Origin of the sequence: Mesorhizobium sp. M1A.F.Ca.IN.022.06.1.1 (assembly GCF_003952605.1) — a bacterium.
Taxonomy (GTDB): Bacteria; Pseudomonadota; Alphaproteobacteria; order Rhizobiales; family Rhizobiaceae; genus Mesorhizobium.
The window spans coordinates 3,134,772-3,152,006 of the sequence record NZ_CP034455.1; the positions used below are offsets into that span (position 1 = coordinate 3,134,772).

21 protein-coding genes and 1 pseudogene are annotated in these 17,235 nt (G+C 65.4%); 10 read left to right on the plus strand and 12 right to left on the minus strand.

Annotated features, from left to right (window positions below; genetic code table 11):
- Positions 1–69: 69 nt before the first annotated feature.
- Positions 70–576, minus strand: coding sequence for a ferritin-like domain-containing protein (locus tag EJ078_RS14845; protein ID WP_067003177.1), 507 nt, complete (start codon positions 574–576; stop codon positions 70–72).
- 397 nt (positions 577–973) lie between these two features.
- Between EJ078_RS14845 and EJ078_RS14850 the strand changes: the two genes are divergently transcribed.
- The 3 genes from EJ078_RS14850 (at position 974) to EJ078_RS14860 (ending at position 1,947) form a co-directional block, all read left to right on the plus strand.
- The gene (locus EJ078_RS14850) at positions 974–1,120 is read left to right on the plus strand and encodes a hypothetical protein (RefSeq protein WP_082953820.1); all 147 of its coding nucleotides are present in this window, start codon (positions 974–976) and stop codon (positions 1,118–1,120) included.
- Between the two features lie 195 nt (positions 1,121–1,315).
- Complete coding sequence (locus tag EJ078_RS14855; protein WP_095799522.1) at positions 1,316–1,768, plus strand: DCC1-like thiol-disulfide oxidoreductase family protein; 453 nt, start codon at positions 1,316–1,318, stop codon at positions 1,766–1,768.
- A gap of 14 nt (positions 1,769–1,782) precedes the next feature.
- The gene (locus EJ078_RS14860; RefSeq protein ID WP_164747375.1) at positions 1,783–1,947 is read left to right on the plus strand and encodes a hypothetical protein; all 165 of its coding nucleotides are present in this window, start codon (positions 1,783–1,785) and stop codon (positions 1,945–1,947) included.
- Between the two features lie 21 nt (positions 1,948–1,968).
- Here the strand turns inward: EJ078_RS14860 and EJ078_RS14865 are convergent, their stop codons facing one another.
- The 3 genes from EJ078_RS14865 to EJ078_RS14875 are packed head-to-tail and all read right to left on the minus strand — an operon-like array spanning position 1,969 to position 5,467.
- On the minus strand, positions 1,969–2,346 hold the full coding sequence (locus EJ078_RS14865; RefSeq protein ID WP_127216016.1) for a DUF1850 domain-containing protein: 378 nt from the start codon (positions 2,344–2,346) through the stop codon (positions 1,969–1,971).
- Complete coding sequence (locus EJ078_RS14870; RefSeq protein WP_127324414.1) at positions 2,343–4,469, minus strand: TRAP transporter permease; 2,127 nt, start codon at positions 4,467–4,469, stop codon at positions 2,343–2,345. The genes EJ078_RS14865 and EJ078_RS14870 overlap by 4 nt, the downstream gene beginning before the upstream one ends.
- 38 nt (positions 4,470–4,507) lie before the next feature.
- A complete protein-coding gene (locus EJ078_RS14875; protein WP_067003186.1) occupies positions 4,508–5,467 on the minus strand; it encodes a TAXI family TRAP transporter solute-binding subunit in 960 nt (319 codons plus the stop codon).
- A gap of 252 nt (positions 5,468–5,719) precedes the next feature.
- On the opposite strand from EJ078_RS14875, the gene EJ078_RS14880 reads away from it, so the two are divergent.
- Together EJ078_RS14880 and EJ078_RS14885 are read left to right on the plus strand one after the other, a co-directional pair.
- The gene (locus EJ078_RS14880) at positions 5,720–6,082 is read left to right on the plus strand and encodes a YciI family protein (RefSeq protein WP_095825200.1); all 363 of its coding nucleotides are present in this window, start codon (positions 5,720–5,722) and stop codon (positions 6,080–6,082) included.
- Between the two features lie 4 nt (positions 6,083–6,086).
- Positions 6,087–7,334: a DUF6596 domain-containing protein gene (locus tag EJ078_RS14885; protein ID WP_067323449.1), complete on the plus strand. Its 1,248-nt coding sequence runs from the start codon at positions 6,087–6,089 to the stop codon at positions 7,332–7,334.
- 22 nt (positions 7,335–7,356) lie between these two features.
- Here EJ078_RS14885 and EJ078_RS14890 read toward each other — a convergent pair whose 3' ends face one another.
- The 6 genes from EJ078_RS14890 to hrcA all read right to left on the minus strand — a co-directional run bounded on the left by EJ078_RS14890 (position 7,357) and on the right by hrcA (position 13,096).
- Positions 7,357–7,986 (minus strand): glutathione S-transferase family protein, encoded by a 630-nt coding sequence (locus EJ078_RS14890; RefSeq protein ID WP_067323451.1) that lies wholly within the window; start codon positions 7,984–7,986, stop codon positions 7,357–7,359.
- A 439-nt stretch (positions 7,987–8,425) separates the two neighbouring features.
- Positions 8,426–9,406, minus strand: coding sequence for a cysteine synthase A (gene cysK, locus EJ078_RS14895; RefSeq protein WP_095825075.1), 981 nt, complete (start codon positions 9,404–9,406; stop codon positions 8,426–8,428).
- Between the two features lie 188 nt (positions 9,407–9,594).
- Positions 9,595–10,212: a LysE family translocator gene (locus tag EJ078_RS14900; RefSeq protein WP_095825076.1), complete on the minus strand. Its 618-nt coding sequence runs from the start codon at positions 10,210–10,212 to the stop codon at positions 9,595–9,597.
- A 112-nt stretch (positions 10,213–10,324) separates the two neighbouring features.
- On the minus strand, positions 10,325–11,674 hold the full coding sequence (locus tag EJ078_RS14905; RefSeq protein ID WP_127215918.1) for a sorbosone dehydrogenase family protein: 1,350 nt from the start codon (positions 11,672–11,674) through the stop codon (positions 10,325–10,327).
- Between the two features lie 110 nt (positions 11,675–11,784).
- A complete protein-coding gene (locus EJ078_RS14910; RefSeq protein WP_067003314.1) occupies positions 11,785–11,982 on the minus strand; it encodes a hypothetical protein in 198 nt (65 codons plus the stop codon).
- 31 nt (positions 11,983–12,013) lie between these two features.
- Positions 12,014–13,096, minus strand: a complete 1,083-nt coding sequence (gene hrcA / locus EJ078_RS14915) for a heat-inducible transcriptional repressor HrcA (RefSeq protein ID WP_127215919.1) — start codon at positions 13,094–13,096, stop codon at positions 12,014–12,016.
- A 182-nt stretch (positions 13,097–13,278) separates the two neighbouring features.
- Between hrcA and rph the strand changes: the two genes are divergently transcribed.
- The 5 genes and pseudogenes from rph (at position 13,279) to EJ078_RS14940 (ending at position 16,804) form a co-directional block, all read left to right on the plus strand.
- Positions 13,279–13,995, plus strand: coding sequence for a ribonuclease PH (rph, locus tag EJ078_RS14920; RefSeq protein WP_067003199.1), 717 nt, complete (start codon positions 13,279–13,281; stop codon positions 13,993–13,995).
- Positions 13,996–14,171: 176 nt separating this feature from the next.
- The gene (locus EJ078_RS14925; RefSeq protein ID WP_095827352.1) at positions 14,172–14,582 is read left to right on the plus strand and encodes a VOC family protein; all 411 of its coding nucleotides are present in this window, start codon (positions 14,172–14,174) and stop codon (positions 14,580–14,582) included.
- Entirely contained in the window at positions 14,582–15,259 is a 678-nt protein-coding gene (rdgB, locus tag EJ078_RS14930; RefSeq protein ID WP_127215921.1) for an RdgB/HAM1 family non-canonical purine NTP pyrophosphatase, read from the plus strand. The genes EJ078_RS14925 and rdgB overlap by 1 nt, the downstream gene beginning before the upstream one ends.
- Entirely contained in the window at positions 15,256–16,434 is a 1,179-nt protein-coding gene (gene hemW, locus EJ078_RS14935; protein WP_127215922.1) for a radical SAM family heme chaperone HemW, read from the plus strand. The genes rdgB and hemW overlap by 4 nt, the downstream gene beginning before the upstream one ends.
- Positions 16,431–16,804, plus strand: a pseudogene (locus tag EJ078_RS14940) (low molecular weight protein tyrosine phosphatase family protein). Before hemW ends, EJ078_RS14940 begins: the two are co-directional and overlap by 4 nt.
- Positions 16,805–16,834: 30 nt before the next feature.
- On the opposite strand, the gene EJ078_RS14945 reads toward EJ078_RS14940, so the two are convergent.
- Both EJ078_RS14945 and EJ078_RS14950 read right to left on the minus strand, forming a co-directional pair.
- Complete coding sequence (locus EJ078_RS14945) at positions 16,835–17,023, minus strand: hypothetical protein (RefSeq protein ID WP_067003209.1); 189 nt, start codon at positions 17,021–17,023, stop codon at positions 16,835–16,837.
- A 7-nt stretch (positions 17,024–17,030) separates the two neighbouring features.
- Positions 17,031–17,228, minus strand: a complete 198-nt coding sequence (locus tag EJ078_RS14950; RefSeq protein ID WP_127215923.1) for a hypothetical protein — start codon at positions 17,226–17,228, stop codon at positions 17,031–17,033.
- Positions 17,229–17,235: the final 7 nt, after the last annotated feature.

Consider the following 17,235-nt stretch of genomic DNA (forward strand, 5'->3'; position numbering starts at 1 on the left):
AGGCTCCGCTTCGGTTCCGGGCAGGCGAAAGCCGGCGGCTGTCCGCCGGCCTTTCGGGCTCACAACTAGCTATTCGGCAGCCTGCAGGTTGACCTTGCTTTCCGCGATCTCGGTGAGCTTGCGATCGGTCGCCTCTTCTTCCTTGAGGTTCTTGGCCAGCACATTGGCGCAGTCGCTGCGGCCGAGCTGCTTGGCCCAGGCGATCAGCGTGCCGTAGCGCGTTATCTCGTAATGCTCGACGGCCTGAGCCGAGGCGATCAGCGCGGCATCGAGGACCTCCTTGTCCTCCACGTCGCCGCTCACGTCGTCAGCCTCCTCGAGGATGCCGTCGATGGCGGGGCAGTTGACGGTCTTGGCCTTGACGCCATGCAGCTCGAATACCTGCTCGACCCGTTCGATGTGGCCCTTGGTCTGCGCGAGATGCTTCTCGAAACCGGCTTTCAATTGCGAATCCGTCGCCTTGTCGATCATCTTCGGCAGCGATTTCTCGATCTGTTTTTCGGCATAATAGATGTCGCGCAGCGTGTGGACGAAGAGGTCGTCCAGCGTCTTGATGTCCTTCGAAAAGAAACCCATGGCGGTTGCCTTCCATGTCTGGTGTTGTCTGGAAGTTGCGCGGCCGGTCCGCCGCCAACGCGGCCGGGTTCGGCCCCGGCCTTGATCGATCAACGTCACCGCGCAGGGCAGGTTCCTGCCGGCGGACGACGCCGCACGGAAATTTCAAGCCACCTTCGATGCGTGAAACAGAAGCGCGCCCAAGCGACATAGAGACGAAACATATGTGATGCAAAAGTCACACGAGCCGGAAACGCGACAAAAGGCGTGGAAAGACCGCGAATCAGCCGCATTCCGGCCACGATGCAACGCGTTTCGGACCAGAAATTAACATGGCGTTCACCGACTATTCACGCCTCGAGGCTATGATCCCCGCAATTCGGAAGGGACATCCGAAAACGGGACAGGGACAGGGAAAATGAACTTCTGGAACCACATCGCCGGCTATGCCGCCGCCATCCGCGAATTCGTCGCGCCGACCTATCGGCCCGAGCGCTATTACATGCGCGGCCCGGGCCCGGCCTGCGCACGCCGCGGCAACCAGCTCGGCATCGGCACGCACTGACCACGATGCTCGACAGCCGCCACAACAGCCGGATCTGCAAGCCGGTCGCCGACACCCGCGCCACGACCTATCGTGACGAGCGCCCCGCCATCATCGACGGCAGGCGTGCGACAACGCCGCGACTTTGACGCCGCCGCCGGCTGGCTTAGTGTCCCCCTAGCTTAGTGCCTAGGGGCACAAGCAGCCGGGGCCGACATGACCGACCTGTCCGAACAGAAACGTCCCCTCCTCCCAGGCCAAGCTTACGATGCCCGCCAGCCGCTGCTCGTGTTCGACGGCGTCTGTGTGTTCTGCTCGGGCTTCGTCCAGATCGTCCTCAAGATCGACCGGAACAAACGCTTCCGCTTGGCCACCGCGCAATCGCCGCTCGGCGAGGCGCTGTTTCGTGAGCACGGCCTGCCGACCGAGGATTACGACAGCAACCTCGCCATCATCGACGGCGCCGCCTTCACGAAGCTCGACAGTTTCGTCGCCGTCATGGCGGCGCTCGGCTGGCCGTGGCGCGCCGCGAGATTGCTGCTCGTCCTGCCGCGGCCGCTGCGCGACTGGCTGTACGACCGCATCGCCAAGAACCGCTATGCGCTGTTCGGCCGCAAAGACAGCTGCGAGATCCCCTCCGCCGAGCTGCGGCAGCGGCTGATCAGTTGAGATCGGAGGGTCGGATGAAGCTTCTGATTGTCGGCGGTTACGGCACCTTCGGCGGACGCATCGTGCAGTTGCTGGAGAGCGAGCCGCGTCTGACCTTGCTCGTCGCCGGCCGCTCGCTCGCCAGGCCGAGGCCTATTGCAAAGGACGAGGCGGTACCAAGGCCAGGCTCGTGCCGGTGATTTTCGATCGCGACGCGGATTTTATCGCGGCTGGCTCGAACCGGCGCAGGCTTCGAGCGCGACCGTATCCCCGGCCGTCCCGCCAAGCTCGCGACAGCCCTTGGCCGTGCACAAGGTCCAGCCTCCCCCGGTTGCGCCGGAGGCCGCGAGCACCAGCCGCGGCTGTGGCCCGATCCGTGGCGCATAGACCCACCATCCGTCCCGCAGCACCGAGCCTTCCGGCGGCTCCATGCCGGCGCCGGAGCCCTTGACGCGCGCTTCGACGACGCGCAGACCTGCCGGCGTCACCTTCCAATCCTCTTGCCAGCGCGTCCGTTCCACCGAATGCGTCCAGGACAAGGTAAAGGCGGCAACGGCAAGCGTCACCGTCTTGCCGGCTGCGAGGATGCACAGGCTCATGCAGGGCCGGCCGCGGATGCCTGGCGCGCGCGCCAGCAGTGCCAGCCGATCCAGAGCAGCGCCAGCGCCCAGCCGGTTTCGTCGGTGAGCGGCAGCGCCGCCACCAGCAGCACGCCGGCGGCGAAGGCGACCAAGCGCTCCCACCAGGCCATGCGGCGAGCGAGGAAGCCGACGGCGGCGGCGCCCCAGAGCACGATGCCCATGCAGGCTTTGGCGACGACGTAGGCGACCTCGACCGGATAGCCGAACGAAGCCGCGATCGGGCCTGCATCCTGCAGCATCAGCGCCGGCGTGTAGACGGCCATGAACGGCACGACGAAGCCGGCGATGGCGAGCTTCGTCGCCTGAATGCCGATCTTCAGCCCGCTTTCCCTGGCCATGGGCGCCGCGGCGAAAGCGGCGAGCGCCACCGGTGGGGTGAGATCAGCCATGATGCCGAAATAGAAGACGAACATGTGGCTGACGATGAGCGGCACGCCGAGCGACAGCAGCGCCGGGCCGGCGAGCGAGGAGGTGATGATGTAGTTGGGGATGGTGGGGATGCCCATGCCGAGCACCAGGCAGGTGAGCATGGTGAGCAGCAGCGACAGGAACAGATTGTTCTCGCCGATGGAGATGATCCAGCCGATGAAGGTCGAAGCGATGCCGGTCAGCGTCAGCGTGCCGATGACGATGCCGACGATGGCGCAGGCGATGCCGACCGGCAGCGCGTTCTTCGCCCCTTCGGCAAGCGATTCGACGCAGATGCGCAGCGTCTCGCGACCGCCCTTGAAAGTGACGCAGGCGACAACGAGCGCCGCGATGACGAGGCCGAGGATGTTGACGCCGAAGCGCATGAAGGAGGCGGCGGCAAGGCCGAGCGCCAGCCAGAAGACGACGCGGAAGGCGAACGGTCCGATCAGCGCCGCCAGAGGCGTGCCGAGGATCAGCACGATGGTCAGCGCCAGGCCCATGGTGCCGGCGAAGATCGGCGTATAGCCGGCGAAGAGCAGGTAAACCAGCACGGCAAGCGGCAGCACCAGCGGCCAGTGCTGCCGCACCGCATCCCAGGGATTGGGCAGCTCAGACTTGGCCATGCCGTGCAGGCCGGCCTTGCCCGCCTCCAGATGCACCTGCCAGAAACAGGCGCCGAAATAGAGCAACGCCGGAATGATCGCCGCCTTCACCACCTCGGCGTAAGGGACGTTCAGCGTCTCGGCCATGATGAAGGCGACCGCGCCCATCACCGGCGGCATGATCTGGCCGCCCATCGAGGACGTTGCCTCGACGGCGCCGGCGAAGGCCGAGCGGAAGCCGAAGCGCTTCATCAGCGGAATGGTGAACTGGCCGCTCGCCACGACATTGGCGACGCCCGAACCGGAGATGGTGCCCATCAACGCCGAGGAGAGCACGCAGACCTGGGCCGGACCGCCGCGCCAGGAGCCGACCAGGCCAAGCGCGAAATCGTTGAACAGCGCGATCATGCCGGCGCGTTCGAGGAAGGCGGCGAAGACGACGAAGATGAAGATGTAAGCCGCCGAGACATAGACCGGCGTGCCGTATATGCCTTCGGTGCCGAAGGCGAAGGTGTCGACGAGCTGGGCGAAATCGTAGCCACGATGGATGAAGGGCGGCGGCAGGTGATTGCCGACGAAGCAATAGGCGAGGAAGATGAAGGCGATCACCGCGAGCGGCAGCCCCATCAGCCGCCTTGCCGCTTCGAAGACGAGCACCACCAGCAGCGTGCCGACGATCAGGTCCGGCGTGGTGAGGAAGCCGGAGCGGCGGATGAGGTCGGCGTAGAAGACCCAGTTGTAGAGGCCGGTGCCGAAGCCGAGCGCGCCGAGCGTCCAGAACGCGGCCTTCGCCGCTACGCCGGTGGCGCGCAGGTTGGCGATCAGGCCGAAGCCGAGCAGCAGCAGGAAGCCGACATGCATGGCGCGCACCACCTGGCTGGGCAGGCTGCCATAGGCGGCGATGTAGATCTGGAAAACGGAGAAGGCGACGGCAAGCAGGAAGGCCGCCTTGCCGGCGATGCCGCCGCCGAAGCCCGGCGGCAGGCCTTCGACCTGTTCTTCGGCGACAGGGAGATGAAAAGTGGTCGAATTGCCGTCGGTCGTTGTTCCAGACGTTGCTTTGCTCATCCGACGCGCTCCATAGCAGACTGCCGCGCCATCCTCGCTTACTTGATCAGCCCTTTTTCCTTGTAATATTTCTCCGCGCCGGGATGCAGCGGCACCGGCATGCCGTCCAGCGCCTTGGCCGGATCGATCGCCTTGGCGGCGGCATGGGCGGCGGCGAGCTGGTCGAGATGCTCGAACATCAGCTTGGTCATCTGATAGGCGGTCTCGTCGGAAACATCGGCCCGGGTGACAAGGAAATTGCCGACCGCGGCGGTGGCGACATCCTCGGTCTGGCCCTCATAGGTGCCCTTGGGAATGATCACCGAAAGATAGGGCGAGCCGATCTTGGCGACGTCCTCGGCCGGCACGGCGACGACGTTGATCGGCACCGAAGTTGCGAGATCGCGGATCGAGGCGACGCCCAGGCCCGCCGATTGCAGCGTGGCGTCGAGCTGCCGGTTCTTGATCAACTCGACCGACTCTGCGAATGGCAGGTACTCGACCCGTCCAAGATCCTCATATTTCAGCCCGGCGGCAGCGAAGATGGCGCGGGCGTTGAGCTCGGTGCCGGAGGCGGGCGCGCCGACCGACAGGCTCTTGCCCTTGAGGTCGGCGAGGGTCTTGATGCCGGACTCCTTGCTGGCGACGATCTGAATATAGTTCGGATAGATGGCGGCTATGCCGCGCAGCTTGTCGAGCTTGCCGGGGAAGCCGGCTTCGGTGTTGCCTTCGGCGGCGAGCTTGACGGAATCGCCGAGCGCGAAGGCGATCTCGCCCTTGCCCTGCTGCAGCAGGTTGAGGTTCTCGACCGATGCCTTGGTTGCCTGCACCTGAGTGCGGGCGCCTTCGATGCCCTTGCCGTAGATTTCCGACAGCGCGACGCCGAGGGGATAGTAGACGCCCGACGTGCCGCCGGTCAGCACGGTGATGAATTCCTGTGCCCCGGCCGACATGGCGCCGAGGCCGAGCGACAATGCCAAAGCGCCGGCGGCAACAAATTTCGTCCTGAAATCGAGCATTTTGTTTCCTCCTCCTGATGGTCGCGCCGCGCCGCCTCTGCCGGCGCGAAGCTCGGAGTTTAGACAGGAGACGCCAAATGCCAACCCGCAATTGCAGCCATTAGACGAACGATCGAGGGGTGGCGAAAGCGTCGGCTTGCGCTCGATTGCTTTGGAGGCGAAAGATTTTCGCGGCGCCTGTCGAAATCGGCCGTGGCCGCACGACATAGGTCGGCCCGCGACGACGCGGCCTTCGAGAAAACGGAGAAGACCATGCGATACATGCTTTTGATCTACAATGACGAAGCGGCAATGGCGAATGCGCCGCGCGACAAGACCGAACAGACGCTTGCCGCCTACAGTGCCTATACCGAAGCCTTGAAGAAGTCCGGCGCGTACCTCGCCGGCGAAAGGCTGCGTCCGACCCAGGCGGCCACTTCGATACGGCTCGCCGACGGCAAGACCAATGTGCTCGACGGTCCCTATGCCGACACAAAGGAACAGCTTGCCGGCTTCTACATGATCGAAGCGACCGACATCGACACCGCTATGGAATGGGGCGCGCGCTGCCCGGCAGCCAGCACCGGCACGGTCGAGGTGCGGCCGATCTGGGAAATGACCGACTACCGGTCCTAGCAATATGGACAAGCGCCCGGAGACGGCGCGGGCGGCGGCCGAGGCGGCCGCCCGGCAGAGCTACGGCAAGCTGGTTGCCTATCTCGCTGCTCGCATGCGCGACGTTGCCGGCGCCGAGGACGCGTTGGCCGACGCGTTCGCCGCCGCACTGGAGCGCTGGCCGAAGAGCGGCGTGCCCGAAAAGCCGGAGGCCTGGCTGCTGGCTGTGGCGCGCCGCCGCGACGTCGACGCCGTGCGGCGGCGGCTGACCGGCGAGGCGGCCCGCGGCCACCTGCAGCTGATTGCCGAAGAGGCGGAGGCGCGCATGACGCACGAGGATTTGCCCGACGAGCGGCTGAGGCTGATGTTTGCCTGCGCACATCCGGCGATCGAGGCCAGCGTACGCGCGCCGCTGATCCTGCAGACCGTGCTTGGCTTCGACGCCGCAACCATCGCCTCGGCCTTTCTGGTCTCGCCGACGACGATGGGCCAGCGCCTGGTGCGCGCCAAGAGCCGCATCCGCGAGGCCGCCATCCCCTTCCGGGTACCGGAGCGGGCCGAGCTCGGCGAGCGGCTCGATGCGGTGCTGGAAGCGATTTACGCCACATTCGCCGAGGGCTGGTCGGATCCGGCCGGCACCGAGACGCGCCGACGCAACCTGGCTACGGAAGGCATCTGGCTCGGCCGGCTGGTCGCGTCGCTGATCCCGGATGAGCCGGAAACGCTCGGGCTCCTGGCGCTGATGCTTTTCGCCGACGCGCGGCGCACGGCGCGGCGCAGTCCCGACGGCGACTTCGTGCCGCTGGCTGAGCAGGACGTGGCGCTTTGGGACGACAAGCTGATCGACGAGGCGGAAGCGCTGCTCAGGCGCGCCGCGATCAGGGGAACCATCGGCCGCTACCAATTGGAGGCTGCGGTCCAGTCGGCGCACACGGCAAGGCGGCGGAGCGGCCGCACCGACTGGACCGCGATCCGCCAGCTTTACGACGCGCTGATGGCGATTGCCGGCTCGCCGGTGGTGGCGATCAACCGCGCTGTCGCGATCGCCGAAGCCGAGGGCGCAGCCGAGGGTCTTGCCGCGCTCGACGAGATCGGCGGCGATAAGCGGCTTGCCGAATACCAGCCCTATTGGGCGGCGCGGGCCGAGCTCTTAGCCAGGCTCGGCAGGACGGCCGAGGCCGCCGAGGCTTACGACCGGGCGATCGGCCTCGAGCGCGATCCGGCCTTGCGCCATTTCCTGCAGGCCGAGCGGGGGAAGCTGGTCCGCAACTGAGGCGAGACGGCGGTTCCAGCAACTAGTCCTGCGGCCACATCTCATGAGAAAGGTTCAGTTTCCGCATGATCGCATGCTGGCGCAACTTGCCCCACAGCCGTTCGATGTTCGGCCAGGCTACGCGAGCGCTCTTGGTGTCGGGATGCCAGGCCACCAGCATCACGAGATAGATGTCGACCAGCGAAAGTTCCTCACCGGCCAGCCACTCACGGCCGGCGAGCGCGCTATCGAGAATGGCAAAGCCGCGATCCATTTCCGCGATAGCCGCCTCCTTGACCACCTGCACGCTATCGGCGTCGGCCGTGTAGCGGTAGGGGTAATAGAGCCTCAGGATCGCGGGATAGAGCGCCGACGACATGAAGGCCATCCAGCGCAGGAAATCGGCGCGGGCCGGCGAGCCCGCTTGCGGCGCCAGATGCGCTTCTGGATGACGCTCGGCGAGCAGGATGCAGATCGCCGCCGATTCCGTCATCGACCGGCCGTCGGGCAACGTCAGCGCCGGCACCTGGTTCAACGGGCTGATGGCGAGGAAAGCCGGATCGGGCGGATCCTTCTTCGGCACGTCGATCTGCCGGAAAGGCGCGCCGGCCATAGCCAAGGCCGCCTCGACGACGAATCCGCCGCTGCCGGGACGCGTGTAAAGCTTGTACATAAAATCCTCCCGCCGGCCGATTCGAGGCCGGCGGCGATTTGAACCGGAAGCGGCGCCTTCCTCAAGCCGGGCTCCGCTTGCCACAGACGCTTTTTGAGCGATCCAGCTTGCATCATCCCGGGAGTGCCGCTTGTCTGCAAGCTAGCAGTGGCGCTCCCGACTTCGTCATACACGGGCGGAGCAAGGAGCGAAGCGACGCGCGCAACCCCGAGGATCAATCCCGTGACGTCCCCACGTCACAAGCTTTGCAGGTCTTTCTGCGGAGGAACAGCGGCTCCGTTAATCTCGGATAAGACAGGTGGTATCCATTCTGGACCGTGGCATTTCCTGGCCACGGTCACGGCGTGGATCCCAGGATCGACGCGACGGAGTTTCGCTCCTGCTTCGCCCTGGGACTACGACCGTGAGGGGCTGAAGCCATTCCTCGAGGGATGAGCGCCTAGGCCCCCAGCCCGTCGAACAGGATCGTCGAGAGATAGCGCTCGGCGAAGGACGGAATGACGACGACGAGGTTCTTGTCCTTGTTTTCCGGCCGCGAGCCGACGACGATCGCCGCCTGCAGCGCGGCACCCGACGATATGCCGACCGGCACGCCTTCGAGGCGGGCGACGAGGCGCGCATTGGCGACCGAATCCTCGTTCGAGACCCTGACGATCTCATCATAGATCGTCGTGTCGAGGATCTTGGGCGCGAAGCCGGCGCCGATGCCTTGAATCTTGTGCGGGCCGGGCTGGCCGCCGGAGAGCACCGGCGAGGCTTCCGGCTCGACTGCCACCACATGCAGCGAAGGCTTGCGCTTCTTCAGCACCTGGCCGACGCCGGTGATGGTGCCGCCGGTGCCGATGCCGGCCACGAAGATGTCGACCTCGCCATTGGTGTCGTTCCAGACCTCCTCCGCCGTGGTGCGGCGGTGGATTTCCGGATTGGCCGGGTTCTCGAACTGCTGCGGGATGATGGCGTTGGGCAGCGTCGCGGCAAGCTCGTCGGCCTTGGCGATGGCGCCCTTCATGCCTTTCGGGCCTTCGGTGAGCACCAATTCGGCACCGAGCAGCGCCAGCATCTTGCGACGTTCGACCGACATTGTCTCCGGCATGGTGAGGATCAGCTTGTAACCCTTGGCGGCGGCGGCGAAGGCCAGCGCGATGCCGGTGTTGCCGGAGGTCGGCTCGATCAGCGTGGTCTTGCCCGGCGCGATCTTGCCGGCCTCCTCCAGCGCCTCGATCATCGAGACACCGATGCGGTCCTTGACCGAGGCGATCGGGTTGAAGAATTCGAGCTTGGCCAGCACGTTGGCGACGATGCCCTTCTCCTTGGCGAACTTATCCAGCCGCACCAGCGGCGTGTCCCCAATCGTCTCGGTGATCGAGTTGAAGATGCGGCCGCGGCCGGGGACACGCGCGGAGGTGACGGGCTTGTTCATTGGTTTCGCTCCCAAGGCAAAGGCATAGGCAAACAGAATAAGGCTTTCAGCCGCGCAAGATAGGCTGCCCGCCGAAAATATCCGAGTGGGGCGGCTGCTGAAAACCTCCCCGCGCCGGAAATGCATTTTCCGGATCGGCCCGTTTCAGGGATGCTTTCCCGGAAACGGGGGCCGGTTGAGAATGCGGCCTATTGACGGGCCGCGATGGCGGCTGCCGCTCCCATCATGAAGCTGGCGGCGGTGCGGTTCAGCACCTTGAGCGCGCGCGGCGATCTCAGGAACCAGCGCGCCTTGGCAGCCAGCGCCAGATAGGGGACCAGCACCACGAACAGGACGACAACGGTCAGCGCGACAAGGATGCCGTAGTCGGCCGGCGTGATCGTCTTCAGGTCGACGATGGTCGGCGTGATGGCGAGATAGAAGATCATCGTCTTCGGGTTGCCGAGCGTCACCGTCAGCCCGGCGATGAAGCTCGACGCCAGGCCGCTTCTGCCCTTGCGCGCCTCGACCGTCTCGGGCGAGATGCCGCTGGTCCAGAAGCGCCAGGCAAGGAAGGCGAGATAAGCGACGCCCGCCCATTTGATGGCGAGAAACACCATGCCGAAGGTCTGGGCGACGAAGGCGAGGCCGAGCACGACGGCGGTGAGGTAGGTAATGTCGCCGAGCATTAGACCGAACGACATAGCGAGCGACGGACGGAAGCCGGAGCCGAGCGCGCGGGCAACAAGCGCCGTCACGCCGGGACCCGGAATGGCGGCGGCGACGCCGAGGGCGGCGCTGTAGGCGAGAAATCCTGTCAGTGTCATGGTTTCAACCCAGCGCTATCCCGGGATCGGGATCCAGAGCGGCAGCCTCTTACCACGGTGCCGGGGCGGCGTTAATTGCCTTGCGGCCGGATTCGGTTGCACCAGCGCCGCTTCAGGACCGGCCGTCGCCGTAGGTGACGCGCCATATCGTGCCGTTGCCGTCCTCGGTCAGGATCAGCGAACCATCGTTCGCCACCGCGACACCCACCGGCCGGCCCCAGACCGCATCGTCGGCAATGACGAAGCCGGTGGCGAAATCCTCATATTCGCCGGTCGGCTTGCCGTCCTTGAACTTCAGCCGCACCACCTTGTAGCCGGTGCGGACATTGCGGTTCCACGAGCCGTGCAGGGTGACGAAGGCGTCGCCCTTGTAGTCGGCCGGGAAGTTGCCGCCCTCGTAAAAGGCGATGTTGAGCGGCGCCGAATGTGCCTGGATCAGCACGTCCGGCACCGTGACCTTGCCGGCGAGATCGGGCCGCGCGCCTTTGTGGCGCGGATCTTCGTTGTCGCCGATATAGTACCAGGGCCAGCCATAGAAGGCTCCCTCCTTGACGGCGGTCGCATATTCGAAAGGCACGTTGTCGCCTAGCTCGTCGCGTTCGTTGACGACGCACCAGAGCGCGCCCGTAGCCGGCTGCACCGTCATGCCCGAGCAGTTGCGCAGGCCGGTGGCGACCATCCTGCGGTTCTTGCCGTCAGGATCGAAAGCGAGCACATCCGCTCGGCCTTCCTCCGCGCCCCAGGTAGCGCCGAGCGGTGCCGATCTCGCCCATTCTTCGACGCCGCCCTTCGGCCTCGCTCCCATGCCCTCCGCGGTATTCGAGCCCGAGCCGACCGAGAGATAGAGCGTTTTGCCGTCGGGCGAAAAAGCGATGTCGCGCGTCCAGTGATGGCTCGACGGGATGTCCGAGACGATCGTTTCGGGCTCGCCGGAAGCTTTGAGGTCGCCGTCGCGATAGGCAAAGCGGACGACGCTGTTGCTGTTGGCGACATAGACCCATTGCGGCTTGTCGCCCGGCGGATAGAAGGCGATGCCGTAGGGCCGGGTCAGGCCTTTGGCAAAGACCGACTTCTCGGCGGGCTTGGCGCTGCCTTCGGCCAGTCGATAGACGCGGACCTGGCTCGCCCTGCTGTCGGCAACGAAGAGATCGCCGTTCGGCGCCGTGCGCACGACACGCGGGCTGCTGATGCCCGAAGCCACCAGTTCGGCCGAAAAGCCGGGTGGAAGGGCTGGCGTGGCATCCTCGGGGCGATCGGTGACACCGCCGCCGTTCGAGGCGGATTCGGCGACATTCGGCTTCGGGAGATCGTCGGGCCTGATGAGGCGCCGCACGCCGGGCCGGTCGGCCCTCCAGTCACCGAAGGCCTTTTTGCCGGTGAGCAAGGGCTGATCGGCCTGCTGCGCGACGGCGCCGGAGGCCAGGAACAAAGCGAGGGCGGCAAGGCCGGCAATCCGTATCATGCTGTTCTCCGTTATTCGCCAACGTGCATCAGCAACCAGACAGCGAATATCGGGCAGGCTTTCCAAAAGAGAAGCCGGGCATGCGGATTTTGACGGAAAGCGCCGGCAGTTCAGCTCTCTTCGATATCCAGATCGTCGTCGAGCTGCTTTTCCAGCGCGACCAGATCGGCCGGCAGCGGCAGGCCCATGGCGCGCATTTCCCTGAGCTTCTCGCGCAGTAGCTCCTGGATCTCGTGATCGTCTTCCGGTTGGTTCACCATCTCCTCGAGCAGCAGGCTGATCTGGGCCTTGAACGATTCCAGCGCCATTTCCACCCTCCTTGCGACGTTTCCCGCTTGCCTATCTCAGCATGCGCGAAATCAACTGGGCCGTATAGTCGACCATCGGGACGATGCGGGCATAGTTCAATCGCGTCGGGCCGATGACGCCGAGCGCGCCGACGACGCGCGCATCCTTGTCGCGATAGGGCGCGACCACGAGCGACGAACCGGACAGCGAAAACAACTTGTTCTCCGAGCCGATGAAGATGCGCACGCCCGGACCTTCCTCGGCGAGGTCGAGGAGCTGCAGCAGTCCGTCCTGCGTTTCCAGATCCTCGAACAGATGGCGCAGCAATTCGAGATCGGCCTGGGCGGTGACGTTTTCCAGAAGATTGGCGCGGCCGCGCACGATGAGCCGCGCCGGCAGGCCGCTTTCGGCACCGGCCCAGACCGCGAGGCCCTTCTCGACCAGTTCCTGCGACAGCGTGTCGAGAGCCGCCCTGGTCTCGTCCTTGATGCGCGCGATCTCGACCCGGGCCTCGGCCAGCGTGCGGCCGCGGATATGGGCGTTGAGGAAGTTCGAGGCCTCGTGCAGCTGCGAGACGGTGATACCGGCCGGCAGGTCGACAACGCGGTTCTCGACATCGCCGCTCTGCGACACCAGGACGGCGAGCGCCTTGGTGGGTTCCAACTGGATGAACTCGATGTGCTTCAGAGCCACCTCGTTCTTGGCGGCGAGCACCAGGCCGGCGCCGCGCGACATGCCGGAGAGCATCTGGCTGGCCTCGGTCAGCATATGCTCCAGCGTGGCGCCCGAGCCCGAGGCACGCACCTGCGCCTCGATGACGCGACGCTCGTCGTCCGACAGATCGCCCAGCTCCATGAAGGCATCGACGAAGAAGCGCAGGCCGGTCTGGGTAGGCAGGCGGCCGGCCGAGATGTGCGGCGCGTAGATCAGCCCCAGATGCTCGAGGTCGCTCATCACGTTGCGGATGGTGGCCGGCGACAGCGACGACGGCAGGATGCGCGACAGGCTGCGCGACCCGACCGGCTCGCCGTCGCGCAGATAGGAATCGACAATCCGCCGGAAGATGTCGCGCGAGCGCATGTCGAGCGACTGAAGCACGGGCGGCTGCGATGTGGGATCGACTGCCTTGTTCATTCCAGCGAAAAAACCTCCTATCGAAAGATATAGACTTAAGCCTCCCTGGCGCAACCCGGGGGCATTTTCGCTTGCGCCGTTTTCTTGGCGCCCCGTTTCCTTGGCGCCCTTTTCCTTTGCGCCATCCGCCGCATGCGTCTACAAGCCGCCGACGAATCCAAAACCATAGGAAAGAAGGCCGAATGCGCCCCTCCAAACGCCAGCCCGACGAAATGCGCGCCATCTCCTTCGAGCGCGGCGTCTCCAAGCATGCCGAAGGCTCGTGCCTGGTGAAGTTCGGCGACACGCATGTGCTGTGCACGGCGAGCCTAGAGGAAAAGGTGCCGGCCTGGATGCGCAATTCCGGCAAGGGCTGGGTTACGGCCGAATACGGCATGCTGCCGCGCTCGACGGGCGAGCGCATGCGCCGCGAGGCCTCCGCCGGCAAGCAGGGCGGCCGCACGCTCGAGATCCAGCGGCTGATCGGTCGTTCGTTGCGCGCCGTTGTCGACCTGCAGGCGCTAGGCGAACAGCAGATCACCGTCGATTGCGACGTCATCCAGGCCGACGGCGGCACCCGCACCGCCTCGATCACCGGCGGCTGGGTGGCGCTATACGATTGCCTGCGCTGGATGGAAGCGCGCCAGATGGCCAGCGTTTCCAAGGTGCTCAAGGACCATGTCGCGGCGATCTCCTGCGGCATCCATGACGGACAGCCGGTCATCGATCTCGATTATCTCGAGGATTCCTCGGCCGGCACCGACGCCAATTTCGTCATGACCGGCAAGGGCGGCATCGTCGAGATCCAGGGCACGGCGGAAGGCGAGCCCTTCTCCGAAGAGCAGTTCTCGGCGCTGATGGGGCTGGCCAAGAAGGGTATTTCGCGGCTGGTGAGCCTGCAGCAGATGGCGGTGGCGTAGGTTTTCGAATGCCGAGCCTAGGCACCCCCTCTGGCCTGCCGGCCATCTCCCCCTCAAGGGGGAGATCGGACCTCACCTCGGCCTTCGCCAATCTTCGCCGTCGAGACACTGTCGGTGGAGCTGCCAATCTCCTCCCTTGAGGGGGAGATGCCCGGCAGGGCAGAGGGGGGTGCTTCGTGACTCCCTCCGCGATTCTGGAATCAGCGCTCTACGTCACAGATCTAACCGCTGCCGAAGCCTTCTACCGCGACATCCTCGGCCTGGATCCGCTGGGCAAGGTCGAAGGTCGCCACGTCTTCTTCCGCTGCGGCAACGGCGTGCTGCTCATCTTCAATGCCGAGGCGACGAAAATTCCGCCGGCGCCCGACGCCAAGCTGAAGGTGCCGCCGCACGGCACCGTCGGCGAAGGGCATCTTTGCTTCACCGCGACTGCGGCCGAGATCGCCGAATGGCGCAAGCATCTGGCGGCCAAGAACATCGCCATCGAAAGCGATTTCGAATGGCCGCAAGGCGGACATTCGATCTATATCCGCGACCCTTCGGGCAATTCGATCGAGTTCGCCGAACCAAGGATCTGGGGTCTCTGATGCATTCTTTGAACGAACAAAAGATCGTCGTCGCCAGCCACAATGAAGGCAAGCTGCGCGAATTCGCCGACTTGATGGCCCCGTTCGGCTTCGAGGCGAAGTCGGCCAAGGAGTACGGCCTGCCGGAACCGGACGAGACCGGCACGACCTTCGAGGAGAATGCCTATATCAAGGCCTATGCCGCGGCCAAGGCCACCGGCCTGCCGGCGCTGTCGGACGATTCGGGGCTCTGCGTCGATGCGCTCGACGGGGCGCCCGGCGTCTACACAGCCAACTGGGCCGAGACGGCGGACGGCACACGCGATTTCGGCATGGCCATGCAGCGCACCGAAGTGGCGTTGCAGGAGGTCGGCGCGACCGAGCCGGCGCAGCGCACCGGCCGTTTCGTCGCCGTCATCTGCCTCGCCTTTCCCGATGGCGAGGCCGAATATTACCGCGGCGAGGCCGAAGGCACGCTGGTCTGGCCGCCGCGCGGCACGCTCGGCTTCGGCTACGATCCAGTGTTCCTGCCCAACGGCTTCGCCAAGACTTTTGGCGAGATGAGCGCCGAGCAAAAGCATGGCTGGAAGCCCGGCCAGGCAACAGCCCTGTCGCACCGCGCCCGCGCCTTCCAGAAGTTTGCCCAGGCCCGCTTGGATTTGGCGCGGCTGGATCTGGCGCGGCTCAGGTCAAAATGATCGGAACAGGCCAGACCATGCCGCTCGACCGCAGCCCCGGCTTCGGCGTCTATATCCATTGGCCGTTCTGCGCGGCCAAATGCCCTTACTGCGACTTCAACAGCCACGTTCGCCACCAGCCGGTCGACCAGGAGCGTTTTGCGCGGGCCTTCGAGACGGAGCTCAAGACGATGCGCGCCCGCACCGGGCCGCGCGAGGTGACCAGCGTCTTCCTCGGCGGCGGCACGCCGTCGCTGATGAAGCCGGAAACGGTGTCAGCGGTTCTGGAAGCCGTAGCGAAGAACTGGACGGTGCCTGCCGGGATCGAGGTGACGCTGGAGGCCAACCCGTCCTCGGTCGAGGCGGAGCGCTTCCGCGGTTATCGGGCGGCCGGCGTCAACCGTGTCTCGCTCGGCGTGCAGGCGCTGAACGACAAGGACCTGCGCTTCCTCGGCCGGCTGCACAATGTCGAGGAGGCGCTGCACGCCATCGGGCTGGCGCGGGAAATCTTTCCGCGGCTCTCCTTCGACCTGATCTATACGCGGCCCGGCCAGACGCCGGAGGCTTGGGCTTTAGAGCTTGAGGAAGCGATCGGGCACGCCGCCGACCACCTGTCGCTCTATCAGCTCACGATCGAGGAGGGCACGCCGTTCCATGCACTCCACTCAGCGCGAAAATTCGTCCTGCCCGACAACGACCATGCCGCCGACCTCTACGCGCTGACGCAGGAGGTGACCGCGGCGCACGGGCTTCCGGCCTACGAAATCTCCAACCACGCGCGGCCGGGCGCGGAAAGCCGGCACAACCTGACTTATTGGCGCTACGGCGAATATGTCGGCGTCGGACCCGGCGCGCATGGCCGCTTCGTCGAGAACGGCCGCCGTACCGTGACGGTCGCGGAAAAGATGCCTGAGACCTGGGCCAACCTGGTCGAAGCCAGGGGCCATGGCGTCAACGGCGGCGAGGTGCTGACGCGCGCCGAAGAAGCCGACGAGTTCCTATTGATGGGGCTGCGGCTGGCCGAAGGCATCGACCTCCAGCGCTACGAGACGCTTGCCGGGCGTAGTCTGGCGAGCGACCGATTGTCGGTGCTGCAGGAAGAGGGGCTGGTGGCGCCGGTCGGCAACGCCCGCCTCCGCGCCACGACCGCCGGCATGATCGTGCTCGATGCGGTGGTGGCAGACCTCGCGCGGTGAAAAAGGTTCTCTTCGTCTGCAGCCAGAACCGCCTGCGCAGCCCCACCGCCGAGCAGGTGTTTTCCAGGCGCCGCGACCTCGAGGTCGAATTGGCCGGCACCAATCACGACGCGGACAACCCGCTGACGCATGAACTGGTCGCGTGGGCCGAGATCATCTTCGTCATGGAGAAGGCGCATCGCGTCAAGCTGCAGAGAAGCTCCGGTCAAGCCTGATGCGGGCACGGGTGATCTGCCTCGACATCCCGGACAACTATGCGTTCATGGATCCGGAACTGGTGCGGCTGCTCGAGGCGAAGGTCACTAACTTCTGGGCTGAATGGCGTCAGGCGCCAAGCATGGCGCTTCGCTCCTCGCTCCGCCTGGGATGAGGCGAGAGATCGCGAAGGGTCGCAGCTGCTCTAGGCGTCGTGCTTCTGACGCTGCTTCCCGCGATCCTTTTCCGCATGCGCGTCGCCGGAACGGCCCTGCTTCAGGTCGGTCTTGTCGCGGCGGTTCCCGTGCTGGGCGGCGATCGGATGGGAAGGAATGCCCTCGCGGGCGGTCTTGCTTTCGAGTCGTGTGATGAAAATGTCGAAGCGATTGGGCATCGTCCGGTCAGTGCTCCGTCGTGCTTTCGGTTTCGGTCGAGGCGTCTTGAACCGCGGGGCTTGGAAGCGGCTTCATCGCTTCCTTGTCCTTTGTCCTGGCGGAGGATTCCCGATCCTCCGAACCGGCAACCTTCTCCGATCCGGCAAAGCGCTTGCAGCCCGAATAATAGGGCGTGAAAGCGTCTTGAATGATCAGGCTGTCCATCCTGTCC